At 67.7% G+C, this 25,333-nt stretch carries 16 protein-coding genes; 14 read left to right on the top strand and 2 right to left on the bottom strand.

Translation table 11 applies throughout. The features are described from left to right. Positions 1–27: 27 nt before the first annotated feature. A complete protein-coding gene (locus ACZ79I_RS11595; protein WP_471493252.1) occupies positions 28–546 on the top strand; it encodes a hypothetical protein in 519 nt (172 codons plus the stop codon). On the opposite strand, the gene ACZ79I_RS11590 is transcribed toward ACZ79I_RS11595, so the two are convergent. After that, positions 503–1,420, bottom strand: coding sequence for an IS5 family transposase (locus tag ACZ79I_RS11590; RefSeq protein ID WP_471493253.1), 918 nt, complete (start codon positions 1,418–1,420; stop codon positions 503–505). The two genes, ACZ79I_RS11595 and ACZ79I_RS11590, sit on opposite strands and share 44 nt — an antisense overlap. A 523-nt stretch (positions 1,421–1,943) precedes the next feature. On the opposite strand from ACZ79I_RS11590, the gene ACZ79I_RS11585 reads away from it, so the two are divergent. The 10 genes from ACZ79I_RS11585 (at position 1,944) to ACZ79I_RS11540 (ending at position 15,316) form a co-directional block, all read left to right on the top strand. Next, entirely contained in the window at positions 1,944–3,188 is a 1,245-nt protein-coding gene (locus ACZ79I_RS11585; RefSeq protein WP_471496683.1) for an IS256 family transposase, read from the top strand. Positions 3,189–4,021: 833 nt separating this feature from the next. Continuing rightward, positions 4,022–5,260 carry a helix-turn-helix domain-containing protein gene (locus tag ACZ79I_RS11580; protein WP_471496681.1) on the top strand — a complete coding sequence of 413 codons (1,239 nt, stop codon included), beginning with the start codon at positions 4,022–4,024 and terminating at the stop codon, positions 5,258–5,260. 548 nt (positions 5,261–5,808) lie between these two features. Beyond that, entirely contained in the window at positions 5,809–6,003 is a 195-nt protein-coding gene (locus tag ACZ79I_RS11575; protein ID WP_471496679.1) for a hypothetical protein, read from the top strand. A 213-nt stretch (positions 6,004–6,216) separates the two neighbouring features. Then, complete coding sequence (locus ACZ79I_RS11570) at positions 6,217–7,221, top strand: hypothetical protein (RefSeq protein ID WP_471496677.1); 1,005 nt, start codon at positions 6,217–6,219, stop codon at positions 7,219–7,221. An 82-nt stretch (positions 7,222–7,303) separates the two neighbouring features. Next, complete coding sequence (locus ACZ79I_RS11565; protein ID WP_471496675.1) at positions 7,304–8,836, top strand: amino acid permease; 1,533 nt, start codon at positions 7,304–7,306, stop codon at positions 8,834–8,836. Beyond that, the gene (locus ACZ79I_RS11560) at positions 8,836–10,260 is read left to right on the top strand and encodes a glutamine synthetase family protein (protein WP_471496673.1); all 1,425 of its coding nucleotides are present in this window, start codon (positions 8,836–8,838) and stop codon (positions 10,258–10,260) included. The genes ACZ79I_RS11565 and ACZ79I_RS11560 overlap by 1 nt, the downstream gene beginning before the upstream one ends. A 34-nt stretch (positions 10,261–10,294) precedes the next feature. Next, positions 10,295–10,795, top strand: coding sequence for a LuxR C-terminal-related transcriptional regulator (locus ACZ79I_RS11555; protein WP_471496672.1), 501 nt, complete (start codon positions 10,295–10,297; stop codon positions 10,793–10,795). A gap of 509 nt (positions 10,796–11,304) precedes the next feature. After that, positions 11,305–12,342, top strand: coding sequence for a phosphotransferase enzyme family protein (locus ACZ79I_RS11550; protein ID WP_471496670.1), 1,038 nt, complete (start codon positions 11,305–11,307; stop codon positions 12,340–12,342). A gap of 240 nt (positions 12,343–12,582) precedes the next feature. Continuing rightward, the gene (locus ACZ79I_RS11545; protein ID WP_471496669.1) at positions 12,583–14,547 is read left to right on the top strand and encodes an ATP-binding cassette domain-containing protein; all 1,965 of its coding nucleotides are present in this window, start codon (positions 12,583–12,585) and stop codon (positions 14,545–14,547) included. 481 nt (positions 14,548–15,028) lie between these two features. Continuing rightward, complete coding sequence (locus tag ACZ79I_RS11540; RefSeq protein ID WP_471496667.1) at positions 15,029–15,316, top strand: hypothetical protein; 288 nt, start codon at positions 15,029–15,031, stop codon at positions 15,314–15,316. A gap of 423 nt (positions 15,317–15,739) precedes the next feature. Here the strand turns inward: ACZ79I_RS11540 and ACZ79I_RS11535 are convergent, their stop codons facing one another. Further along, positions 15,740–15,904 (bottom strand): hypothetical protein, encoded by a 165-nt coding sequence (locus tag ACZ79I_RS11535; RefSeq protein ID WP_471496665.1) that lies wholly within the window; start codon positions 15,902–15,904, stop codon positions 15,740–15,742. A 158-nt stretch (positions 15,905–16,062) separates the two neighbouring features. Between ACZ79I_RS11535 and ACZ79I_RS11530 the strand changes: the two genes are divergently transcribed. The 3 genes from ACZ79I_RS11530 (at position 16,063) to ACZ79I_RS11520 (ending at position 25,306) form a co-directional block, all read left to right on the top strand. Then, the gene (locus tag ACZ79I_RS11530) at positions 16,063–19,866 is read left to right on the top strand and encodes a hypothetical protein (RefSeq protein ID WP_471496663.1); all 3,804 of its coding nucleotides are present in this window, start codon (positions 16,063–16,065) and stop codon (positions 19,864–19,866) included. 165 nt (positions 19,867–20,031) lie between these two features. Then, complete coding sequence (locus ACZ79I_RS11525; RefSeq protein WP_466900140.1) at positions 20,032–20,340, top strand: trypco2 family protein; 309 nt, start codon at positions 20,032–20,034, stop codon at positions 20,338–20,340. Between the two features lie 16 nt (positions 20,341–20,356). Further along, complete coding sequence (locus ACZ79I_RS11520) at positions 20,357–25,306, top strand: trypsin-like peptidase domain-containing protein (protein WP_471496661.1); 4,950 nt, start codon at positions 20,357–20,359, stop codon at positions 25,304–25,306. The last annotated feature ends 27 nt before the right edge of the window (positions 25,307–25,333 follow it).

Below are 25,333 nucleotides of genomic sequence, written 5' to 3'. Positions count from 1 at the left end.
GTGCTGTCGCTGCCTGGGAGGTCGTGGATGCCGTCGGTGGTTGGGCTGTTGGAACAGCGTGAGCTGGGTGCTCGCCGTCGTGTGGACGAGTTGCGGGAGGAGGCCGACCGCATCCAGGCCGAGCTGGCTGTGGCCGAGCGGGAATGGAAGGAGTGGGCCATCGCCCGCTCGCGGGTCGACGAGGTGCTGGCCTTGGTCGACGAAACAATGCAGGACCAGGTCCGGGCCGACCGGACCGCGCCAGTGCCGGATGCGGCGAAGGCGAAGTCGCAGGTGCCGGTGTGGCGGGAGGGGCTGGACAGGTCGGTGCTGTCGGTGGACTACCAGCGCATCCTGGACGTGCTCGCGGACCGGTGCCGGCTCGGTCAAGGGCCGCTGACCTGTCAGGAGATGGCCGCGGGGTTCGGCATGGAGGTGGTGCCGGCGCGTGTGGAGACATTGCGGTCGAAGGCGAAACGACTGGTCGCGCGCGGCTGGCTGGCCGAGCCCGCGCCGGGCCGGTTCACGCCTGCTGCGGGCGTGAGCGGGCAAGGCGGCGGGTCATGAGCAGGGTCATCGACCAGTAGACCATCACCTCGGCGCTGGTGGTGTGCCGCTCGTAGTCGCGTGCCAGGCGGCGGGTGCGCATCAGGTGGGCGAAGAACCGCTCGACGATCCACCGCTTGGGCAGTACCACGAAGCCGCGCATGTCGTCGCTGCGTTTGACGATCGCCAGGACCAGCGCGAGGAAGGCGAGGCAGTAGTCGATGAGGCTGCCGGTGTAGCCGCCATCGGCCCAGACAAGGGTGAGGCGGTGATGCGCGTCGGCCACCTGCGTAAGCAGCACCCGGGCGGCGGCGCGGTCGCCGACATCTGCGGCGGTGACCATCACCCCGAGCAGCAGGCCGAGGGTGTCGACCACGACGTGCCGCTTGCGCCCGTTGACCAGCTTGCCTCCGTCGAACCCGCGGCTGTCCGCACCGACGACCGCGTCCGCCTTCACCGACTGCGAGTCGATCACTCCGGCCGTCGGCTCCGCGTCGCGGCCCACCTCCTCGCGAACCTGCGCACGTAGCCGGTCGTGGAACTCCTTGACCAGGCCATGGTCGCGCCAGCGGCGGAAGAACGCGTACACCCGGTCCCACGGCGGGAAGTCGGCCGGCATCGCCCGCCACTTGATGCCGTTGTCAACGAGGTAGCGGATCGCATCGAGTGCAGCCCGGTGGCAGTACGCCTCCGGCCGGCCACCGCGACCGCGCATCCAGCCCGGCACCGGAAGCAACGGCCGGACGGCCGCCCACTCCGCGTCCGTCATGTCCGACGGGTAGCGCCGCTGCCGCAACCCGTTGTCGACGGCGTTTCCGAACCGGTGAGCCAGGCAGTCACACTCCCAGGTGACCGAGCTGGACTGCCCGGCATTCGGCACGAAAGACTGCTGCATCAAGGGCCTCCTGCTGCTCGGTGATTCGACACCAACGAGCTGTTCAGGAGGCCCTGTCCGTATGCGCCAAGCGCCCCACGATCACCCAATCGGGACTCTCGTTCGACGCGCATCTCTCAAGATCGAAAAAACAACAGCTTCTCAGGGGACGGTCAGCCCAGGCCAGGTCGAGGATCGGGCTCCACACCGCGGTGTCGTGGCCGGCGAGGTCAGCAAGCAGCCACCAGCCGCCGGGGGAGCCGGCCCGCGCCGTCGAGGAGGCAGGTCAGGGGATTCGTGCAATTCGTGAAGGGGTCCCGATCCCTTCTGACCAACCCGGCGATTCTTGTTGGTGCTGCGGGGATCATGGCGCAGGTTGCGATGCGATCGCGTCCCGTGAAGTGGTGTAGTCGGGCAGGGTTCCGGAACGCGCGGGTGTCTGCCCGGGGGCGTGCATCCGTTGGCGGTGCATGCTCCCTGAACAAGGGCAGGCCATCGCGCAAGTCTCTCTGGTGAACGGGCAGTTCGACCGGAGGAGCACGCGATGGCCTTGTCCCAGTCTGAGCTGATGCGGCTGCTGGAGTCACTACGTCGGGCCGAGGGAGTTGAAGCAATCAGGGTGGTGTGCGAGCGCATCCTGCAGGAGCTGATCGAGGCCGAGGCCACCGAGGTGATCGGTGCCGCGCCGCGCGAGCACTCCGAGACGCGCACGACCTGGCGCAACGGACACCGGGAGAGGCTGCTGACCACGCAGGCCGGCGACCTGGACCTGAAGATTCCGAAGGTGCGCAGCGGGTCGTTCTTCCCGTCGCTGCTGGAACGCCGGCGGCGGATAGACCGGGCGTTGTTCGCCGTGGTGATGGAGGCATATGTGCACGGTGTCTCGACCCGCTCGGTCGATGACCTGGTCAAAGCCCTGGGGGCGGACAGCGGGATCTCCAAGTCCGAGGTCTCCCGCATCTGCGGCGAGCTGGACGCCGAGCTGACCGCGTTCAAGGAGCGGCCGCTGGATCACACCGTCTTCCCGTACGTCTTCCTGGACGCGACCTACTGCAAGGCGCGGGTGAATCACCGGATCGCATCGCAGGCCGTGGTGATCGCGACCGGGATCTCCGCCACGGGGCACCGGGAGATCCTCGGGCTGATGGTCGGCGACAGTGAGTCGAAGCCGTTCTGGACGAAGTTCCTGCGGTCGCTGCGGGCCCGTGGCCTGGAGAACGTCCAGCTGGTGATCTCCGACAGCCACAGCGGGCTGGTGGCCGCGATCCGCACCGTCTTCCTCGGCGCGGCCTGGCAACGGTGCCGGGTGCACTTCGTCCGGGACGTGTTCTCGGTGATCGAGAGGGGTTCTGGGGAGATGGTTGCCGCCACCATCCGCACCATCTTCGCGCAGACCACCGGCGAGCAGGTGCGCAGCCAGCTGAACGTGGTCGCCGACATGCTCGGGCGGCAGTTCCCACAGGTCAAGACGATGCTGCTGGATGCGGCGGTGGACATCACCGCATTCGCCGACTTCCCGCCGGCGCACTGGAAGAAGATATGGTCGACCAACCCGCTGGAGCGGCTGAACCGGGAGATCAAACGGCGGGCCGATGTTGTCCAGGTCTTCCCCAATCCCACCGCCCTGGACCGGCTGGCCGCCGCGGTGCTGGCCGAACTCCACGACGAGTGGCAGGTCTTCGACCGCCGCTACCTCTCCGAAGCCTCCATGGCCGAGCTCTTCACCACCAAGCCGACCGAACCCGAACCGCAGATCACCCCACAACCGGAACCGAAACAGCTGCCCTGACTACACCACCCCGTGGGACATGACCTGCGATGCAACCGACCAGGGACGAGATCACCGACTATCTCGCCACGATTGACGAGAAGGTCGATGATGTGCTGCGCGCCCAGAAGACGCTGTGTTGGCCCGCATGATCGGAGTTGGCTTCGTCATCGAGGAGGCCATGGCCATCCGAGAGAAGAGGGGCAGGGTCGACAAGGTTACGTGGGAGGCAGGCCGCGCGCGTGCGCGCCCGCTTTCCCCACCTGCGTGAGCACCCAACCCTCCGAAGAGGCCGAACTCCTTGCCCGCAAGCTTGCCGCGATCTTCCGAGCCATCCCAACCCGCGGACCGGGACCGCACGATGGGCGTAGAGCTCAACCCATGACGTGTGCTGGCTGATGAACAAGCAACCGGCTGACCATGGCGGTTACATCAGGTCATCTTGCCTTGCTTTTCTCACGAGGCGGCACCGGAGCCGTACTTCACGAGAGTATGGAGCAACATGCTCAGGTGGTCTTGTCGCGCAGTGCGCCTGGTCACTTTCCGTGATGGATCATATCTCGTTGATCGAGTGGAGGTAGGGGAAGTGCGGACAATTTGTCCGTAGGTATTTCTCCGCCAGCTCTTGACGATCGAATGGCAACGACCTCCAAATTCTGGCCTATTTGTAGTCTTATGACCTACTTGCTCCGGTTCGAAAGATGGTAGGGGAGGTCTTGGACGAGGCACCAAAGGGCTTCGCTTCCTGGTCGCGACGCTGCCGACTCTGTTAACACTTGGCGACCAGGGGCACGGGTCAGGGCGTTTTCCGTACTCTGAACCGAGTGCTCCATCGCGAAGGGACAGATCCACCGATGAGTGAAAACCTGACGCTGGGAGATCGTCTCCGTACGGCACGTAGGACACGGAAGCTGTCTGCCGCCCAACTGGCACAGAAGGTCGCAGTCTCCCCGAGCTACGTGCAAAAGCTGGAGTCCGGCGCGCGGAAGGCTTCACCGTCGCTGGTGCTGGCGCTCGCGAAGGCGCTGCGGTTCGGTCCCGAAGTCCTAACCGGGCAGCCGTACTACGGTGAGCCGGAAGCCGAAGACAGCGTTCACGCTGTCATCCCTGAGCTGCGCCGCCTCCTGCTCTGCTACGACAGTCCCGACGACCTGGAAGTCGCCCCCCGTGTGCTTCCCGTGCTTGCCTCGGAAGTCGACCAGGTGGCCGCCCTGCGTCGCGACGCCCGGTATGCGCCCATGGGTCCCCTGCTGCCGCCGATCATCACCGAGCTGACGCACATGGCCCTGAGCGGTAGCAACGGCGACAAGAGCAAGGCGTTCTGGCATCTCGCGCGTGCCTACCGTGCCGTAAACTCGCTCGCCCACAAGATGGGTCACCACGACCTGTCGAACACGGCGTTGGAGCGTGTCCGGTGGGCGGCCGACCGCTCTGAAGACCCCCTGATGCAGTTCACGGCCGGCTACCTGGTCGCAGGGGCGATGCTCCGCCAGGGCGCCTACTCTTCGGCCCGCCGTAAGCTCATTGCACTGCGGACCGAGCTGGAGCGGTTGCAGCCGGAACGCTCCTTCACGGCGGACGCGCTGGCCGTTGACGGTGCACTGCTGCTGAAGCTCGCGGTACTGGAAGCTCGTGAGAACAATTCGGATCGTGCCGACGCGTACCTGCAGGAGGCGAAGCAGGTGGCGCTCATGGCGGGTAACCGTGACTCTCTTGCGTACGAGATGTCGTTCGGTCCGACGAACATCCGCATCCACGAGGTGCACACGATGATCGACATGGGCGACAACGAGCAGGCTCTCGCCCGCCTGACCGAGTGGTCTCCGGTTTCTGGCGGGGAGTGGGCGCCGCCCACCACTACCGTCGGCGAACGAGCCAGCCACCACTTCATCGACGTGGCTTCCGCGAAGCTCGCTGTGGGCGACAGGGCCGGCTCGTTCGCCGATCTCAAGCGGGCACGGAAGGTCGCACCGAACCATACGCGGTTCCACCCGTCCGTTCGCGAGACCACCGCGGCGCTGCTCAGAATGGATGCCTATCCCCCCAACGAGCTGTCGGCATTTGGCAGTTGGACGGGCCTTAGCACAACCTGAGAGCTTGTCAAGGGCCTTGGCAAGTGGACCCCATGGACAATCTGTCCGTGCACAGAATTTGCTGAGTGGAATGGTCTCCTCACACGTAGTGGTGAGGAGGCTTTTTCCGTGTCTGACGCCAATCCAGCAGCTCGCGCGCTCCCGCCTCGCTGGTTGCCCATCGGCGACGAGCCCGAACTGTGCTTGGCGGGCGAGTGGTGGGATGCCGTACGCGCCGTCGAGGCCGTGGGCCGACGTGCCATCGAGATCCTCGGCGAGAGCGATGAGCCGGTCGGCCCGGTGATCCTGGATCACGAGGGCCCGGAACCTCGGCTGTACTTCCTGGTCCCGGTGGGCACCGCGGTTCGCTGGGATGAGCCGGGAACCGTCGCGCTCGGGCCGAAGTGCCACGTCGTTGTGCCGTCCGCTGAGAGCACGACGCCTCCAGGGACGCACTGGCACGTCTTCCCCCGTGGCCCTCGGACACTGACCCGACCTGATGCTCTGCGCCGCGCGCTGAGCCAGGCGCGACGGGAGCGACGAGGGCCTGCGGAGGAAGCAGCCTCCTGATGGCGCTGAGCGTTTCCTTCGTGTTGTTGCTCGGGATCGTCGTGGTCGTTCTGATCCGCGGCAAGGCCGTGAAACCCGGACCCGCGATGGTCTGCGTGCTCTTCGGGTTCTTCCTGGCGAGCACGTCCATGGCCCCGAGCATCAACCGGTTCGTGACCAGTATCGCGGACGTGATCGGCCAGATTCGTCTCTAGGCCGCCCGACTCGGTGACCGAGTCGACTCCTGCCTTCTGGTGACGGTGTACCCACCCACTGCGCGGCTCCGTTCCCCCAACTGACCTGAGGCCCTCGATGACATCGACGTTCGACCCAGAGAGCACGACGCGACCTCGCACGGTTCGAGCGCACCTGGCGAGCAGCCTCGACCTTGCGGTCCGCCACCGCCCCATGCGTGGCGAGGGACTCTGATGCGTCTCGTGTATCACCCCGCCGGCCACGACGACGACCTGGGCGTGGCACTTATCGAGTTACAGGCGGGCCGCTGGAGAACGGCACGGGAGCTGCTGCTGGATACCGGAACGCATTGGGCACTGCGCACGTCGCGCACTCAGCTGCTGGCGGTGGCCGCCGCCCGGTCGGATGTGGTCGGCTTGTGGCTCGAGGAAGAGCCCGACAGCTACGACGCGCAGCTGATGAGTGCTCGCGTTGCTGTCGAGCGGGCGTTGCGTGCGAACCGCCAACAGCATCGACAGACTCTGGAGTTCGAGATCAGGGCGCGGCGTGAGGCGCTGCTGGCAACTCATCGCGCGCCGCATGATCCCGTGCCGTGGGTGTGTCTCCTGGCGCTGGCGCAGATCGACACACGGCAGCTGCGTCAGGAACATCGTATGAGGCCCGCCGAGCCGATGCTGCCCAGCGGTCCGTGGGGACTGCTGTACGAGGTCAACCAGCGTGATCCGTACAACCGCGAGGCATACCACCGCGTGCTGCAGTTCATGCTCGCCGTCGAGGGCCCGTGGGGCGCTTCCTTGGCCGCGGTCTTCGACTTCGGCCGGTCCGTGGCCTCGCAGCGGCCCGTCGGATCGCCGGTGCTGCTTCTGCCGGCGTACGCGCAGATCGAGCAGCGGCGGCAGTCGCGTGCTGATCCGCTGTGGCGGCGGCAGTGGGCGCAGGAGCCGACGCTCGACTGCACGCTGACCGCCTTTCACGACTGGTTCCGCAAGGCACCCGCCTGGCAGCGTTCGGTAACCGATCTGAACCTTCTCGCCTACACGTTGTGGGCGGGCCACCAGTACCTGGAGGCCGCCGAGGTCTTCGAGGCGATGGGCCCGTACGCAGCCCGTGAGCCGTGGGCGTCGGTCCACGACGGGGCCGCAGGACCAGACCCCGGCGAAGCGCTGCTCCTGCGAGCGCGTGCCGAGTCCTTCTCCTACGCCCGTGCCCGTAGGCCCCGTGCCGGGCCGCACCCGTGATCGGGATCTGCTGCCCACCACGCCCAACCAATTGGCATGAGCCTGCCCGTATTTCCCCAGTTCAAGTCTTGGAGGCTGACCTGTGTCTCGCTTGAGTCCAAACCGCCATGCGACCCCCCGGAAGTCCGATGACGCATACCTGCGGGAGCTGGGCTACGAGCCCGTGCTGACCCGGCGCATGGGGCCGTTCGGGAACTTCGCGATCTCCTTCAGCGTCATCAGCGTCTTGTCCGGCTGCATGACCTTGTACGGCTTCGGCCTGAACACCGGCGGCCCGTCAGTGATGCTGTGGGGCTGGCTCGCCGTCGGCGTCATGGTGATGTTCATCGGCGCCGCCCTCGCCGAGGTGACCTCCGCCTATCCGACCTCCGGGGCCCTGTACTACCAGGCGGAGCAGCTCGGCGGCCGGAAATGGGGCTGGTACACGGGCTGGTTGAATCTGCTGGGCCTGCTCGGCGCAATCGCCGGCATCGACTACGGGGCGGCACTGTTCACGGGCGCCCTGTTCAACCTGCAGTGGGGCTTCGAGCCGACGCCGGGCCGGATCATGGTGATCTTCCTGTGCATCCTCGCTTTGCACCTCACCCTGAACCTGTTCGGGGTCCGGCTGGTCAGCATCCTCAACAGCATCAGTGTCTGGTGGCACCTCGGCGGTGTCACGTTGATCGTCGCTGCACTGGCGATCGTTCCCTCCCACCACCAGGCCGCCGACTTCGTGTTCGGCGAGTTCGTCAACAACACCGGCTGGTCCAGCCCCCTGTACGTGACGGCGCTGGGTCTGCTGCTCGCCCAGTACACGTTCTGCGGCTACGACGCTTCCGCGCACCTGTCGGAGGAGACAACCGACGCCCAGGTGTCCGCCTCGCGCGGGATCATTCACTCGATCGGCTGGTCGTGGCTGGCCGGGTTTGTGCTGCTGGCCGGGCTCACCTTCGCCATCCAGGACTACGCAGGCACCGTGGGCACGGCGACGGGGGTGCCGCCGGCGCAGATCTTCCTGGACGCCCTGGGCGTGGCGGGGGCGAAGGCACTGCTCCTGGTGGTGATCAGCGCCCAGTTGTTCTGTGGCAATGCCGAGACCGCCGCGGCGTCCCGGATGGTGTTCGCGTTCTCCCGCGACGGGGCGCTGCCGGGTTCGCACCAGTGGCGGCAGGTCGACCGCCGCACCGGCACCCCGCGCAAGGCCGTGCTGCTGTCCGTCGTGTGCGCCGCGGTGCTGGCGCTGCCGAGCCTGTACAGCCCGGTCGCGTACGCGGCGATCACCAGCATCAACGTGATCGGCATCACCCCGGCCTACGCGATCCCGATCTATCTGCGCATCAAGAACCGCCACCGGTTCCGGCCCGGACCGTGGAATCTCGGCAACTGGGGCGTGGCCGTCGGCACGATCGCGGTCATCTGGGTGGTGTTCGTGACGGTGCTCTTCTGTCTGCCGCAGACACGTCCCGCCGGCGGTGGCCTGGTGTCCGTGGAGAGCTTCAACTACGCGCCGATCGCTCTGCTCGCAGTCCTCGCCCTGGCCTGGGGATGGTGGCGGAAACAGGGCAGCTCGTACGACGTGCCGGCCCAGAACTTCGACCGCTCGGCCGCCACGTACGAAGACGAGGTCGTCTGATGACGCACACCACGAGCACCAACGGCACCATGCCACGCCTCGCCGCCGCGTCCTTTCCCGGGCAGGGCGGGCGCTCCGAGAGAGCCTCCTCCCTGTCTGACCTGCGGGACCTCGTCAAGGCGGGCGCGATCGACACGGTGCTGCTCGCCGTGCCCGATCTGCAGGGAAGGCTGAAGGGGAAGCGGTACGACGCGAACCACTTCCTCAAGCGCGTCGCGCATCACGGCGCTGAGGTGTGCGCCTACGTCCTGGCCACCGACGCCGACATGAGCCCGGCGGACGGCTTCGCGCTGACCTCGTGGGAGACCGGCTATCAGGACCTGTCCGTGCAGCCGGCCCTGTCTACCCTGCGGGTGCTGCCGTGGCTGCCGCGTACCGCCGTCGTGCTCGGCGACGCCGTGACCCACGACGGAACGCCCATCGAGATCGCACCGCGCCAGATCCTCCACCAGCAGATGACCCGGCTGTCCAGGCACGGTCTGCACCCCAAGGCGGGGATCGAGACCGAATTCGTCCTCTACAGGGGCACATACGTGGAAGCGGAACAGGCCGGGTACCAGGACCTGCAGCCCCTGGCGTCGGAGAACCTCGACTACGCCCTTGACCACGATCCGGCCCCCGACCGGTTCTTCCGCCGCCTTCAGCGCGCGCTCGCGGGCGCCGCAATGCCCGTGGAAGCGATCAAGACCGAGGCCGGGCCTGGCCAGGTCGAGGTGACTTTCCCGTACGGGCCCGCGCTCACCGCCTGCGACCGGCACCTTCTCTTCAAGCACGCGGTGCGCACCCTCGGCTCACGTGCCGGTCTCGCGCCCACCTTCATGGCAGCCCCGGAAACCGGGCGGGCCAACGGCATGCACCTCCATGTGTCGTTGTGGTCCAAAGCCATCAGCCAGCTCAACGAGCCGGAGGGTCAGCTGTCCAAGACCGGGCGGTACGCCATCGCGGGCCTGCTCGCCGGCCTGCCCGAGCTGGCCCCCTTCTACGCCCCGAACACCAACTCCTACAAGCGGTTCACGCCCGGCTCATTTGCCCCGACCACGTTCAGCTGGGGCTACGACAACCGCACCTGCGCCGTCCGCGTCGTCGGCCGCGGTGAGGGGCTGCATCTGGAGATCCGCGTGCCGGGCGCGGATGCCAACCCCTACCTGGCCTTGTCCGCGGCACTGGCGGCCATTGACCGCGGCATCGAGCAGAAGCTCACTCTCGGTCCGCCACAGACGGGCAACTCCTACAGGGTGGGCGGCGCCTCCGTGCCGCCCACCCTCGCTGATGCTCTCGCCGCCTTCCAGAACAGCGCTCTCGCGCAGGAGGCATTCGGCACCGCGGTGGTCGAGCACTACACCCGTCTGTCCCAGCTGGAACTCGAACACGAGCGGAGGCTGGTCACCGATGCCGAGCGGCGTCGGTGGCTGGCTCGCGCCTGACAGTCATTCCTCCCCGAAAGGATCGAGACCTTCCGTGAGTGCCCGACCGGCGCGTCCGTCCCGAACATCGCTCGACCTGACGCCCGCACAGATCCGGATCGTCCAGCAGATCGCGGAGGGCAAGAGCACCGACACGATCGCCCGCGAGCTCGTGATCACGGCTGGCACGATCAACGTGCAGTTGAAGCACTGCGGACAGAAGTTCGGCGTACGTGGCCGGGCCGCAGTCGTCCATGCCTGCTTCGTCACCGAGCAGCTCCGGCGCCCGGGGAAGGCCACCTTCCCGGGGGCCTTCTCGGATGCGGAGATCGAGACGTGGCGGATGGTCGCCATCGGTGCGACGTCTTCGGAGTACGCGGCGCGCACTCGCATCAGCCGCGATGAAGCCCGGGGACGGGTACGAGCGTTGCGGGTGCGCGTCGAGGTGGACAACGACCCGCATCTGGTGACTCTCGGCTGGAGATACGGGGTTTTGGGCGAGTCCCTCCTCGAGATGGCCTCCGGCACCGTCCTTCGACTCCGGGTATGTAAATGACCAGCTCAGGCCGCAATGTCAGTGGCTCTTGGCAAGCTATCCACCACCTACGAATACTCAGCGTACCTGTCCGGCCACATGCTGTGGCTCGGCCGGTCGACTCAGCCAGCGGAAGGGCGCACCGACATGACCGATATGCCCAGCGCACTCCACCAGTTGGCGGGATCGGTGACCGTCACGTGCACGGTCGCAGCTACACATCCCCGGCCCGGCGACAACCGGCCGTCGGCCTGGGAGGCCGGCGGACCCAGTGGTGAGCTGAGGGTTGCCAGGCAACATGCCGGTAGCGAGCCGCACCGGTGCGCAGACGGCGTGAGCGTGGTGTTCCGCGATCACGGCCCGTGGACAGGAAACGGCCCCTGGCAACAGGCCGCACGAAGAGTCGTCCAGGAGTTCCTCAGCGAACGGCAGCACGCCGCTATCGCGGAGAGCGGGCAGCTCCCGGAGCACAACGCGTTCACCGTGTTCACTGCCCGCCGCCTCTCTGGGTGCAAAGAGCGGTGACAGGGATGAGCGAAGCCGGCTGGGATGCGGAGTTGACGGCTGACGTGCTGGAGGACCGGTACGGGTTCGTTGTCGACGCGATCGAGTCGGTACCCATGGGCACCGACACGATCAACCGGCGGGTTCTGACCACTGACGGATTGCGGCTGTTCGTCAAGGAGTACCGATCGGTCGCGGACGTGGATGCGGCACGGGCTGCGTTGGACATGTCGGAATACTGCCGCGCCGCACGGCTTCCCGTACCGCGCGTGTGGCCCGACCTGGATGGCAACCTTGTCACCCTCTCGGAGGGCAGAGTGTGGGCGGTCGTCGATGAGGCGCCCGGTCGCGTGGCCACTGCGGCGATGACGGTTTCCCTCGCCGAGCACATCGGTGTCGTGATGGGGCGCATGCATCGAGTGCTGGCCGCGTATCCGCTGCCGAAGCGTGTGCAGCAGTCCCGTTGGCGGACCGGTGCCGTCGAGGACGCGGTCGCGATGTGCGACAGCGTGATGGCCACGGCGCTGCAGCAGGGATACGACGGGCCAGGGCAACTGCGGGTTGACATCGATCAACGGCGAGAGGACCTGCACGGTCAGGTCCACCGGCTGCGGGAGCAGTTGCCCGCCACGTTGGTGGAACAGGCTCTCCACGCGGACCTCACCCGCACCAATCTGATCGTCCTTGCCGATGCCGTCACCGGTGTCATCGACTTCCGCTGCGCGACCGGACTGCCGGCCTGGGAATTGGGCCGGGCGGCGTTCGACCCGCGCACCGTGGCCAACAGCCCGGAATGGGCCGCTTGCGCGCTGGCCATGGTGGGCGCCTACCACACGGAGAACCCTGGCCTCCCCCTGGCGGAGGTGCGGTCCTGCGCCCGGGTCGCGCTCCTCTACATGCTGTTCAGCTTCTACGGCGCCACGACCGCCGAATACGGCCTCCCGCAGGAAGCCGAGGCGGATCTGAAGCAGCACTGGAGCGAGAGACAGACCACCCTGTTGAACCACCTCGACGACCTCGACGATGCGTTCGCCCGCCTTGGCGCGGGCGGAGGCCGGACGTGACAGGACCGCCTATTCGGATCGTGCTGGCACGCACGGCGGCCCAGCGGAGCCCCGTTCTCGGCGACGGCCCAAACGGTTCAGCCACCGCCGACACCCATCGGCACTTCACCTACAGGGGGACGTCTTGTATCGCACATTGATCGGCCGGTATCGGGCGGCCGAGGCTGTCGCACCGTGCGTCGTGTCCGCGGCCGACGCCATCCGGGCCAGGCGCCAGACAGCGGCGGAGGGGTGGAGGCGATGACGACCACCCCGAAAACCGCCCAAGAGGCCACGCCGTCCGACGACGCGGAGGTACCGGACGAGGAGCTGAGGCTGGCCATCCCCGGCGACCGCCGTATCGAGGCTGCCAACGCCATCACCAGCCGCTCCATGGCCCGCCGCCTACCCGAGTTGATCCGTCGCGCCCTCGCCCTGGGCTGGCAGGTGGACCGCAACACGGTCATCGCCCTGCTGCTCGTACAGGTCCTCTCAGGGGTGCTGGAAGCGTTCGGGCTCATGGCCACCACCGGAGCGATCAAGCCGCTGATCACCTCTCAGCGCATCAGCAGTGCCCAGCTCATGGACGCCGCACCGTCCTTGGCCGTACTGACCGGGGCCATCGGTCTGCGCGCCCTCCTGGGCATCGCCTCGTCCTCGCTGTCGGCCCGGCTGGCGCCCCGTATCTCCCGCGAAGCCGAACTCAAACTCCTCGATGCCGCGACCAGGGCAGAACTGTCCGCGTACGACAACCCCGGATACAACGACCGGTGGGATGCGGCCGACCGCGGCGTGGAAGTCTCCCGGGATCTCCTGACGGAGACCCAGTACATCCTCGCGGCGTCGGCGTCGCTGATCGCCTCCGCATGCGTCCTGACCGCCGTGCACCCCGTGCTGCTGCCGCTGCTCGTCCTCGCCGCACTTCCCAAGGGCGTGGCCAGCGTGCGGGCGGCCCGCATCAGCTACATCGCCTCACTCGCCACCTCGAAGGACCGCCGGCTGCTGGGGATGCTGCGCTGGTACATGGTCGACAAACAGACCGCCGACCAGGTCCGCTCCGACACCATGGCCCCGTTCCTGCTCGGCAAGTACCGCACGGCCGGTGCGCGGATCGACAGAACCACCGACCAGGCGACCTGGCGCGCCGCCCGGATCTCCCTGGTCGGCGGGGCCGCGGGAGGCATCGCACACGCCGTGGTCTGGGTGGCCCTGGCGCTCCTGGTGTCCGCCGGACGGATCTCGGTCGCCGCCCTCGGCACGGCGTTCCTCGCCTTGGGGCGTGTCAGCACCGGGCTGGACGGAATCGTCGGCTACGGCGCCCAGCTCTTCCGCACCGGCATGTACCTGGATGACTGGGCCGACTTCATCGACGAAGCCGGCGGCCATCGCATCGACCGCGGCACCCACGAGCCGGCCGGTCCCACGGCCGTATGCGCCGAGAACGTCACCTTCAAGTATCCGAGCGCCGACCGCCCGGCCGTCAGCGACGTATCCCTGGAAGTCCGGCGGGGCGAGGTCGTCGCCCTTGTAGGCGAGAACGGTTCGGGCAAGACCACGCTCAGCAAGCTCCTGTCCTCGCTGTACCTGCCCGACAACGGAGCGATCACGTGGGACGGCGTCGACGTACGGGAGTTGGACGCGCACGCGGCCTGGAAGCGAGTCGCCGTCGTACCGCAGTCCTACGCGAACTGGCCCTTGTCAGCCAGGGAGAACATCACCCTTGGCCAGCCCACGAAGGAGGGGGACTCTGCGGTACTCACCGCAGCCCACGCGGCGGGCGCCGACGAGGTCGTCGACGGTCTGCGCAACGGCCTGAACACCCTCCTCGCCAAGGAATGGTGGGGCGGACAGGAACTCTCCGGCGGACAGTGGCAGCGCATCGCGCTCGCCCGCGCGTTCCACCGGCCGGCCGGACTCCTGGTACTGGACGAGCCGACCGCTGCCCTCGACCCACGGGCCGAGCACCGCATCTTCACCGGCCTCCGCTGCCTCGCCGCAGACCGCGCCGTTGTCCTGGTCACCCACCGGCTCACCAATGTCGCGATCGCGGACCGCATCGTTGTCCTGAGCAAGGGGCGCGTCATCCAGGACGGTACCTTCGCTGAACTCCTCGCCCAGCGTGACGGCTTGTTCCGCGAACTGTGGGATCTGCAGAACGAGCGCACCGGGCGTGTCCCCGCCCCTCCAGGATCCGCGACTTCGTCAGCAATGAAGGCGGTTCATTAGCAGCGGATGAGCAAATCCGCGATCCCGTTGACAATGGCTACGTCCAGTAACGGTCTCTCGGGGGTTGGGGGCCCAACACCTTCGGGTTGACGTCAGACACGTCTGTGAGCACGTCCATTGTCGGTGCGGTGCGCTTCACTGTCCGTCATGGAGCTCGCGCAAGCGACTGTCAACGACCTGCTGGCCCAGCTCGGCCGGGGGATGGCTGGATGTACCTGCCCAGGGACCTGGACCTGCAGGAGCTGACCGACCTGCTCGGCGGCAGGTACGGCGCCCGCGCACCCTCGTCCTCGATGGCTTCACCGATCCGACGGTCGACGAGTCCAGAGACGCGGCTCTCCTCGTCCCCTTCGAGGACCGGGCCGTCACGATACCGGCGTGGGCGTACGGGGATCAGTGGGTCGGCACGGGCAGGGCGCGGGATGCAGAGGGGACCGAGCGGCCGGTGCTGGTGGCCGCTCACCGGGAGGTGCCCGAGCCCTTGGCGGTCGCTCCGGACGAGGACGTCGACTGGATGCAGCGGCTCATACGGATCACCGGCTGGACACAGCCCGCGCAGCGGCCGGACGTGGACTGGGCGGAGGTGGAGTCGCGCCTGGGCACCGCGCTGCCGAGTGACTACAAGGGCATGGTCGAGACGTTCGGCGTGGGCGCCTTCGACGGTTTCCTGCGCCTGAACCAGGAGCCGTGGACGGATTTCAGGGAGGGCGGGCTGCTCATCTGGGCGGGCATGGAGCACGAGGACCTGTACTGCTGGGGCCGACGGTGACGACCCCGACCGTTGGCCCGTCGTCGGCACGGCTCGCCGTTTTGGGAAGCGGGCGGCGGCGGGGTGCGAATCGAACGTTTACGAGTTTCGACAGCTCCTGCACCGGGGGCTCAAGCGTCCGAGGTTGGTGGGTGGGGATGTAGGCTCGCTTTCCCGTGCCCCTTTCTCATTGACGATGGCCCTTGTCTGGCCCAAGGGACAACGCGATGAGACGAACTCCTGTCTGATCGTTCACTCGCCTGACCTGCTCGTCGTGCGGGGCCGTGCTCGCGCCGTGGGGAAATGGCCAGCCGTGGCAAGTCTGGGCTGATCTCGGGTTCCGGCTGTCATACGTCCTCGCCGTGCACGCTGTACCGGTTGTATCGGCACGCACGTGCTGCTGCCGGGAGGGCCGTGGCCGCGTCGGACGGACGCGGCCGGGGGTCACATCTGCTCCCACAGCCCCAGGACATACCTCAGGACCTCCCGGGCAGCGCCGGAGGCGGTTTCCTGCACGATCCACTTGCCCAGCTTCTTCGCCGCCCGCGCGATCCCTGCCCTTCGCCCCGCAGGCTGCTCGCCCTGCGCCTGCTGCGTGGTGATGTTCATCGCCTGCTCCTCGGTGTCGTCGTGGTGTGACGACGACAAAGAAGCCGGAACGCTGGAGTGTTCAGCGAGGGGCCTGAACCGCTGAACAGGGCGTCAGGCCAGGCCAGCGCGCGGGAGAATAGCGTTCAGCAGGGGTTCGGACTGAACAAGGGAGACCCATGGGGGAGACGTCGGCACAAGACCGGCTGGCCGCGGAACTGCGGAAGCTGAAGGACGCCTCCAACTTCTCCTACACCCAGATCGACACGCGGGGCAGGCAGCAGACTCTGGTAGCGCACCTGGGCAGAAGCAAGCTCAGCGGCTGGCTCAATGGTGAGTACGTCCCTGAGGACGAATGGCCCTTCCAGTACCTGATCTCGCTGCTCGAACCGAAGGCACAGAGGAACGGCTTCCCCGCAAAGGGGGTCAACTGGTGGCGTAACCTGCGTCAGAGAGCGGCCACCGAACGGGACATGTCCGCAGCGACGAAGCAGCCAACGGACCGCTCCCTACCGCCCGTCCGACCCGCAGGCTCTGGGACGCTGGAGCAGGATCCGGTGTTCGAACATCGAGACAGGGTCTTCCACAGCCATTCGGCATGGATCGAGCAGTTCATCCTCCCTGCCCGCCTACTGGACCGGGACGGCGAGTTGCGGGAGTTGGAGGTGTTCTGCACCGCTGACGATGTCGAGGGTGAGTCCAGGTATGCCTGGTGGCAGGCTGAGCCGTGGGCCGGTAAATCTGCCCTGATCTCGGAGTTCGTCACCCGGCACAGGCCGGCGGACGTGGATGTGGTGAGCTACTTCATCGCCGATCGCCTGGACAACAACGACCGTGACCTGTTTCTCGAAGGGGTGACGAGGCAGCTGGCTGCTGTCGCCGGCCGGGACTCGGTACCCCCGGGCAGCCGGGCGGAGGCATTGCCTGGGCTCTGCGAGGCCGCTGCGGAGGCTTGTCGCGCGCGCGGACGGCGGCTGGTGCTGATGGTGGACGGCCTGGACGAGGATCGGGGTGCCGGTCCCGGTGGGTTCAGTATCGCCTCCCTGTTGCCGAAGAAGCCGCCCATGGGCATGCGCGTGGTGGTCACGGGCCGACCCAACCCGCTCGTACCCGACGGCGTCCTCTGGGATCATCCCCTTCGTGACGCGGGTATCGTCCGCACGCTGGCCGCTTCACCTCACGCGCGGGCCATCAGCGATATGGCCGGTCGGGAACTGCAGCGGCTCCTGGACGATGAGCCCCTTGGCAACGACCTGCTCGGAATGTTGGCGGTGGCGCGGGGCGGCCTGACCGACAAGGACCTGGCCGACCTGGTCGGTGCCCGGCCCTACCAGGTGCGCAAACGGCTTCGCGGCATCACCGGACGGAGCTTCGTGCCCAACCAGAGCGGTCATGTTCTTGTGGCGGACGCGGAGAATGACTTGCGGGCGCACGTCCTGGGGCACGAAGAGCTGCGCCGGCGGGCCCTGGCCGAGCTGGGGGATACCGCTGTGGCCACGTACGAGGCTCGGCTGCACGCGTGGGCGGATGATTACAGGGCCAAGGGCTGGCCTGCTGACACCCCGCCCTACCTTCTTTATGACTACTCGCGTATGCTCCGCCGCTCGGGCGGCACCGAGCGGTTGGTGTCCCTCGTCCTCGATCCACGTCGTCAGCGGGTTCTCCTGGCCCGGGCGGCAGTTGATGCGGCGTTGTCTGAAATTGAGCTGGCCCGTCAGGTGATCGAGGATGAAGCTCCCGGCGATCTCGCCACGATGGCGGCGCTCGCCGTTTCGCGTGACCTGCTCCACGACGATGCCAGGGCCTTGCCGTTGAGTATTCCGGTGGCCTTCGCTCGGCTGGGATACCCGCAGCGTGCCCTGGATCTGGCGCTGGCTGCTCCGTATCCGGAGGACAGGGCCATCCGGTTGGCGAAGGTGACGCGCGCGTTTGCGAGCGTCGGTGACGGCCACGCCGTCCGGACGGCGCAGGAGGCTGCCCGGTGGGCCGAGCGGGCCCGCCGGGAATCGGCGCCGTCGAACGGTGATGAGTACGAAGCTGAAGTCGCTGCGGGCGCAGCCGCTGTGGCACTGATCTCAGTCGGCCAGGACCGTGAAGGGCGCGATCTACTCGATTCCCTTTGGCTCCCGGCCGGCGTGGGCGAGACGCTCAAGTGCGAGAAGACAGCAGAAGCATCCGTCCTCGCCCGCTCCTACAGTCCCGAGCTGGCTGAAGAATTGCTGGACCAAGCCGAGCGCTACGCTGACGAACTGGCATCTGATTCACCCTCGGACCCGACCGCGCCCGTTACGGCGTTGGCAGGCGTCGCCCAAGCCGCCGACTCCGCGCGAGCATCCCGGCTCTATGAACGGATCAGGCAATACGCGAAGACGTTCCCGGCGGGACTTGAGGCGTGCGCCGTTCATGCCACCGCCGCCTCGGCACTGGCGGCAGACCACCCCGATGAGGCAGCCACATTGGCGCACCGAGCAGCACGGCGGTTGGGAGCCGCGCTACGTGCTCCCGAAACGTTGCCACGCGATGACGCGACAAGTCTGTCCATCCTTAGCGGACTCATGCTGACGAGCGTGACTCAAGCGCTCGTGGATACCGGGGCGGTGGAAGAGGCTCGCGAGCTGGTGGCCTGCGTACCCGAGAACATGCAAACGGGCCCATTCGGCATGGACGTGCTCGCCGGGGCTTGCGCCGCGATCGCCGACGCCGCGAACAGCCTGGAGGTGGAGTCAACCGCAGAGGCCCTGGCCCAACAGGCATGCCGCCTCGCGGAGCAGGGACAACCAGACGAGGCGAAGAGTCGCCTGCATGAGGCCCTTGCAGCGTTCGCGGCATCCCCTCGTAATGGCCGGACGCGGCAAACGTGGCTGATCCCTCTTTGCGAAGCCCTAGCCACGGCCGGCTGGCACGCCGACGGAGAACGGCTGGCCAGGAGCCTTCGGGTCCCGATCGAGCAGGTACGGGCACTGGCGACCGTCGCCGCCTCAGCCGCGGCCGCGGGGCATCTCGCTGAAGCACGACGGCTCGCGCACGAGACAGCCGATCGCTCCCGGACACTGGAGGGCGTCGGCAACTTCACCTTTCTCCAGGGCGCCCCTGGCCAGGCCGTGGCGGCCGTGCAGAGCGCCGCCGCACAGGCTCTGGCACACGTGGGAGAACGCGAGGCTGCTCTGTCACTCGCCGCCGAGGTTCATGAACCGGACAGCGGCCGGAGCCGACGTGCGCTCATCGCCGTGGCGGCCGGACTGCGCGCCCACGCATCTGCCATTGCCACTGCCACGGAACTTGTTGACCGGGAACGAGAGCGCCTGCTGACCGCAGATGCTGGGTCAGGTGGCCTCGGAGGCCGTATCGCTCGGCTGGCAGAACTCCTCGCAGCCATCGGTGGTGTGGACGCGAAGTGCAGAGACCGCCTTCACCAGGCAATCGAGCAAGTGTGGTCAGAGCGCAGTGCCATGAAGAAGGCGTCGCTGGAGGTGGAGGACATCCTCGTGGTGGTCGTTCTGGCTGCCCGAGAGCAGCGTGAGGATGCCCGCATGCTGTTGGAGGCTTGGGAGAAGGGGCGGGCGAGCGTTCCTCCGTGGGAGTTGCCAACCGCAGGTTTCGCGATCGCCCACGCAGTCTTCGGGAACTACGACGCCGCCCGACGCAGCGCGAGCCGCCACAATGTGCCGTACGACCGTGCCGAGGCGCTCGCGGCTGTCGCCGCGTACCTCACCCGGACACCGGCAGTCATGTGGTCGGCGTCTGACTTCACCCGGACGCTCGGGACGCTTGCCCTGCTGGAGATGCCTCCCGGCACAGCAGGGAGTTCTGGTGCCGCACTGCGTTTCCTGGCAGACGCACTCGCTGGCGATGGCTGGCACCAGGCTTTGCCTCCCCTGGCCCGCATCGCTCCCGAAGCCGTAGAACGTGTCCGCAACATCGTCTTCACACATCGCGGCCTGGAGATCAGCGCCGATCGGACCGCACAGATATCGCCGAAGTAGGCGCTTCGGAAAGGCCGCCGCCCAGGCCCGGGGCGCCCTCAGATCTGCCTGCGTCCTTCCGGGCCAGGCGCGTTCGGCCTTGGTCTCATCTCCGGTAGGCCGACCCTGCTCGGGCTGGGTCGCCGCTATGCTTTGCGGCGCTGGCGCGGTGGGGAGGAGTAGAGCGTGATCGAACTGTCCGAGATGATCCGGCAGTTGCGGCAGGAGCTGAACACCGCGATGGCGGACGGCGCGGCTGGTCCGGTCCGGTTCGAGCTCGGCCCGGTGGAGGTCGAGGCGAGCGTGGCGGTGGACCGTGAGGCCGGGGCGGGAGGGAAGGTCCGATTCTGGGTCGTCGAGGCGAACGCGGGCGGCAAATCCGCCACGTCGGAGACGCACCGGATTAGTCTTACTCTGCAGCCGAAGCTGGTGGCGCCGGACGGGACACAGCGGGCTGTCCTGATCGCGGGAGATGAGGCCGACGGCGAACGCTGACCGCGACATGGTGGGCATGGCCGGGCTGCGAGCCGAACGCGTGGCGGAGATTCTCGTCACTCTGCCGGACGGCCGAGGCCGCCGTGGTTCCGGCTACCTCGTATCGGCCGGCAAGGTACTGACCGCAGCTCACGTCGTCGCGGAAGCTGCCGGTATCCGGGTCCGCTTCGACGCCGACCAGCCCGACGAGCGGACAGCCGAAGCAATGGTGGAATGGGCACACCCGGCGATCGACACCGCCGTCCTCACCCTCCCGGGCACCGACAGGGACACAGGGCATCTCACGCCCTCCACCTTCGCCCGGATCGACGAGCGCGACGTCGAACTGCACTGCAGCGCCACCGGATTCCCGCGTTTCAAACTCCGTAATGACGAAGACGGCACGCGCTACAGGGACTCCGAACACATCAACGCCACCTGCGCGGCGCTCTCCAACCGGCGCGAAGGCACTCTCGACCTGACCGTCACCCCACCCGCCGCGTCCCCGGACCCGCAGACCTCTCCTTGGGAAGGAATGTCGGGCGCTGCTGTGTTCAGCAGCGGCAGAATCATCGGCATTATCGGCAAACACCACCTCTCCGACGGCCCCGGCCGCCTCGCCGCGCACAGAGTCGACCGCTGGGCCAGACAGCTCTCTCCACACGAACTCGAAAGGCTGGAGGCGACGCTGGGATGCAGCCTGACCCCGGAAGACCTGCCGGACGTAGCCCCGCCATCCAGCTCCGCCTGGAAGATCCTTGACCGGTACGCCGGGATGCTGCGTGACCACACCCGCCCGCGCCTGACCGACACGCACAGCCACCTTGAACTCGACCGCGGCAGCGCCCGTCATGACCTGGTGCAGAGACTCACCGAAGCCGCCTCCGGCCCCGGCACGCTGGTCATCCTCGGCGAGCCGGACGTTGGCAAGTCCGCACTCACCTTGCGCGCAGTGGAGGACTTGAGGCAGGCCGATGCCACCGCGGCGTGCGTTGACCTGCGGGACCTGCCTTCCTCTGTGACCGCCGTGGAATCCGAACTCGGCGCACCTCTGAGTGAAGTCCTGCAAGAGGCGGAAGCCATCCCGTTTCGGCTGCTGGTCATCGACGGTGCGGAAGCAGTGCTGGAAGGCCGTGGGCAACTGCTCACGGACCTGGCGGCTGCCGCTCTGCGAGCTGGCTTCGGGGTGGCCGCGGTGACCCGGGCCGACGCGGCACGGGCGGTGTCAGACGCCCTGCGACACGCGGCGGACGCCATAGACCTGGTCCTTTCCGGCTCACGGCCTGCCGAGCACGAGGTACCACGGCTGACCCATGCCGAGACGGAGCAACTGACCCAGACGTTCCCCGCCGTGGCCCGGTTCCGGCAACAGCCTCGCGCGGCCTGGCTGCTGGGTCGGCCGGGACTGGTCGATCTGCTGCTGCGGTCCGACGCCACGCAGGAGCTGCCTGACGGCGCGCTCTCGGAGGCGGATGTGTTTGCCGCGGTCTGGAGCCAGCTGGTCCGCCGCGGCGAAGACGCACCTGCGGGCGGCCCATCGCCCGATGATAGGGAACAGGCGATGGTCGCTCTCGCCCGCCGACGTCTGCTGCCCGACTCCACGCCTCTTGCGGCACCGGATCCGGCGGCGCTGCCATCGCTACGCTCGGACGGGCTCCTGCTACCCGCTGGCCCGCACCGTGCATGGAGGCCCGCCGACGATTTCGCCAGCGATCTCGTCCGCGACCTCGCGGTCGCCCATCTTCTGCTCACCGATGGCTGGGAGCTGCTGGAAGCCGCTGGCGCCCCGCGGTGGACACTGCGCGCGGTGCGCTTGGCCTGCCAGGCGACACTCGCCGATGCCCGTTCGGATAGCGAGCCGACGCGACGCCGCCTCCAACAGGTCTTCGACCTCCTCGCGGTTGACTACGGTGACCGGTGGGGGGAACTCCCCTTCGAGGCCTTGCTCACCCTCGGCTCGGCTGCCGAGGCCCTGACCGCCGCCTGGCCCGCCCTCACCGAAGAGCCCCCAGACCGGCTGGCCCTGTTGCTCCGCCTGGCCATGGACGGGCACAGCCGCCACGGAGTCGGCGACCCAGTGATCCTGGCGCCCCTCGTGGAACTCACCTACGGCACCGGCCTCTACCCGGACAACGGGGACGTCCCCTACACATCGCCCGGGATCGCTTCCTTGGTACGGAAACTGGCGCTGGCCTGGCTCCGCGGCCTGGCCGCCGCAAACGCCGAGGCCCTTCCGCTTCGCCAGCAGGTCCGCGATGTGCTGCTGGATGCCGAGCCGGCACAACACGACGAGTTCGCCGTCGAGGCGATCGCGATGCTCGGTGCGGACCTGGACACCCGAGCGGAAGGCTTCCTGCACGCCCTCGCCGAAAACGGCGGCGGCTTCCTGGCACCCGCCGTCGAATCGGGGCATGTCGCATGGTCGATGTCGCGTACCCGCCCAGAGCTGCTGCTGTCGCTGACCGAGGCGTACTACATCAAAAAGCCTCGCACCGGAGACCCCTGGTACTCCCAGCCCGACCCCCTGGACGAGGGAGTACGCGGACACACCAGGACATTCGGGGCCTTCGGCCCGATGGCGAGGTGGGACTTCGGCCCGTTCTTCCCTCTCCTCGCCGTCAATCCGACCGAGACCCTCCAGATGATCCACCGTCTACTGGACCACGCGGCCACGACGCGTGTCGGGCGCCTTGCCTCCCTCTCAACCGGCTATGAGCAACGGGGGTCGGAGGGACTGGAACTCGATCTTCCCGGAACCGAGCATCGACTGTGCGTCGGCGATGAACACGTATGGTCCTGGTACCGCGGCACCAGCGTCGGCCCGTACCCGTGCATGAGCGCGCTCCTCGCCGTCGAAATGTTCGCCGACCATCTGATCGAGAGGTTCGGTCTGCCGCTGAGCAAGGTCACCGAGCTGCTGCTGCGCGGCTGCGGGAACCTGGCCATGCCCGGTCTCGTCGTCGGCCTGCTGGTACGCTACCTGGAGCGTGCTGGCACGGAGCTGGACTGCTGGCTGATCCGGCCGGAAATCTGGCATTTGGAGACCCTACGCGCCCTGGCCGAGAACAACCTCCACGTCCAAGGCCCAGACCCAGCCGATGTCACCGGCCGCGACAGACGCCGCCTCAGCTTCCTCGAAGTCTCCACACAGATGATGGTCACGGCCCTTCTCGCTGGAAACCAGGAGCGCCTCACCGTCCTCCACGGTCTCGGGGACGAACTGCTGCGCCACGCCGGTGACCAGGTATTCGGAGAACAGATCGGCACCGAGAGCAGCACCCTTACGGTGATCAAAGGGTGGGCGGGTCGGCTGCAGGCACACAATTATCACTTCGTCGAACTGGGCGACGGCCGTCACGGCCTGCACTACGAACCGCCCCCCGACGTCGTCGCAGGACTCGCCGCCGAGAATGCAGAACTCGCACGAGGCCAGCAAGCGACCCGGCTGCTGATGACGTACGCCGTCAACGAAGACAGGTCAGCCCCGCTCGACACCCTCGCCCAAGATCTGGAACTGGCCCGGACTCTCGCCGCCGATCCACCCGAGCAGGGCTCGTTGTACCCCATGGACCCCATGGTGGGAACCGCTACAGCGGCCATGGTCGCGCATGCCGACGGATACATCGACCTTGCCGAAGATGCCATCGACTGGGTAGCCGGCCTGGTCCTCGACGCCGCCCTGCACCCGCACGAGGACGAGTACGCTGCCATGTCGAGCCTGTACCCCATGGGCGCCGACCGCTCAGCCGCCATCGCTGTGCCGCTCCTACTGCTGCCCGCCTTCGCCACGGCACGAATCGACTACGACGCCCTCGAACAGGCCCTGACCCGCTGCGCGACCAGCCTGTTCGACGAGGTGCGCTCTGCCTTCCCCCTGGGTCTGGCCCGTGTCTGGAGGGCCCCCTGCGACGCCCACCCACATCAAGGAAGGCGATGGCTGCCATGGCTCCGCTTCTGGCCGACCCTGCGCGGTAACGGATCTGTCCGCGGCCGATGTCGGCACCAGACAGCCTGGGATGCGGTCGAGGCTGGGCTGCGCGAATGCCGGCTCGGCCCGTGGGACCCAGACCTGCAGCAGCGCGCCATCGAACCGCTCACCGGCCCGCTCCCTCGCGCACTGCGAACAGCGACGGCCGACCAGCTTCTGGTCAACCGGCTCGCCGGACCGATCACCGCCGCCGCTGATGCTGTGCGCGCGCAGTGCTGCATCGCCCCACGCGCGCAGCGGCTTCTCGACGCGCTCTGGGACGCGCACCGCACAGGCGCAGTCCACTGGGCAGCCAAAGGGTACGACGCCGCCACATTCACAAAATGCCGCCGCCAGATCGCCCGGGTACTTCTCACCCTGGCTGGCGACGGGACCTGCGATCCTCTCAAGGACCATCTCCAGGCATTTACCGCCCATCCCCAGGCCCTGGCCCAGCTCCTTACCGATCTGTCGCTGCTGTGCACCTACGGCACCAGCCTGCGCCGTACTCTGCCGCGCGTCTGGCCATCCGTGATGCAAACGGTCCTAGACACGCTCGAGGTCGGCGTCGGCCCCCGCACCGACAGCCACTGGGACCGCGAGGCCGTCGCTGGCCTCATCCCCCGCCCGCAGCCGGACATCACAGACAACGACCCCGCCGTCAGCCTGGCTGCAGCAGGCCGCGACTGGATCAGCCCTCAATCCCTCGCTCCTCTTGTCGCTCGGTGGATACCCACCGCCCGCGCCGCCCCCGAGGCCGTCGACGGACTTCTTGGCCTGATCGAGACCGCCCCACCGCCCTGGCAAGCCACCACCGGACTGCAATGGATCAACGAACTGATCGACGGGCAGTACGCCGCCATCGCCTTACGCTCCTGGGGACTCCCGCAGTGGTTGGAGACCCTGCACGCCTTGCCCAGCCTTCCCTCCACGAGCAGAGCGGCTCTCCAGCGCATTACCGACGGCCTTGCCACCCACGGCGACAACCGCGCAGTACGACTGCAACGCCTCGAAGAATGATGCGACGCCGCGCTGCTCCGCCCAGGA

This window comes from Streptomyces sp. PSU-S4-23 (genome assembly GCF_055632315.1).
Note: the sequence above shows the minus strand (reverse complement) of the source record. Positions and strands in the feature narration are given on the sequence as shown.

Excerpts from the sequence above, each read along its gene's own strand:
- ACZ79I_RS11595 (WP_471493252.1), top strand. The coding sequence starts at position 28 with ATGCCGTCGGTGGTTGGGCTGTTGGAACAGCGTGAGCTGGGTGCTCGC.
- ACZ79I_RS11590 (WP_471493253.1), bottom strand. The coding sequence starts at position 1,420 with ATGCAGCAGTCTTTCGTGCCGAATGCCGGGCAGTCCAGCTCGGTCACC.
- ACZ79I_RS11585 (WP_471496683.1), top strand. The coding sequence starts at position 1,944 with ATGGCCTTGTCCCAGTCTGAGCTGATGCGGCTGCTGGAGTCACTACGT.
- ACZ79I_RS11580 (WP_471496681.1), top strand. The coding sequence starts at position 4,022 with ATGAGTGAAAACCTGACGCTGGGAGATCGTCTCCGTACGGCACGTAGG.
- ACZ79I_RS11575 (WP_471496679.1), top strand. The coding sequence starts at position 5,809 with ATGGCGCTGAGCGTTTCCTTCGTGTTGTTGCTCGGGATCGTCGTGGTC.
- ACZ79I_RS11570 (WP_471496677.1), top strand. The coding sequence starts at position 6,217 with ATGCGTCTCGTGTATCACCCCGCCGGCCACGACGACGACCTGGGCGTG.
- ACZ79I_RS11560 (WP_471496673.1), top strand. The coding sequence starts at position 8,836 with ATGACGCACACCACGAGCACCAACGGCACCATGCCACGCCTCGCCGCC.
- ACZ79I_RS11550 (WP_471496670.1), top strand. The coding sequence starts at position 11,305 with ATGAGCGAAGCCGGCTGGGATGCGGAGTTGACGGCTGACGTGCTGGAG.
- ACZ79I_RS11545 (WP_471496669.1), top strand. The coding sequence starts at position 12,583 with ATGACGACCACCCCGAAAACCGCCCAAGAGGCCACGCCGTCCGACGAC.
- ACZ79I_RS11535 (WP_471496665.1), bottom strand. The coding sequence starts at position 15,904 with ATGAACATCACCACGCAGCAGGCGCAGGGCGAGCAGCCTGCGGGGCGA.
- ACZ79I_RS11530 (WP_471496663.1), top strand. The coding sequence starts at position 16,063 with ATGGGGGAGACGTCGGCACAAGACCGGCTGGCCGCGGAACTGCGGAAG.
- ACZ79I_RS11520 (WP_471496661.1), top strand. The coding sequence starts at position 20,357 with ATGGCCGGGCTGCGAGCCGAACGCGTGGCGGAGATTCTCGTCACTCTG.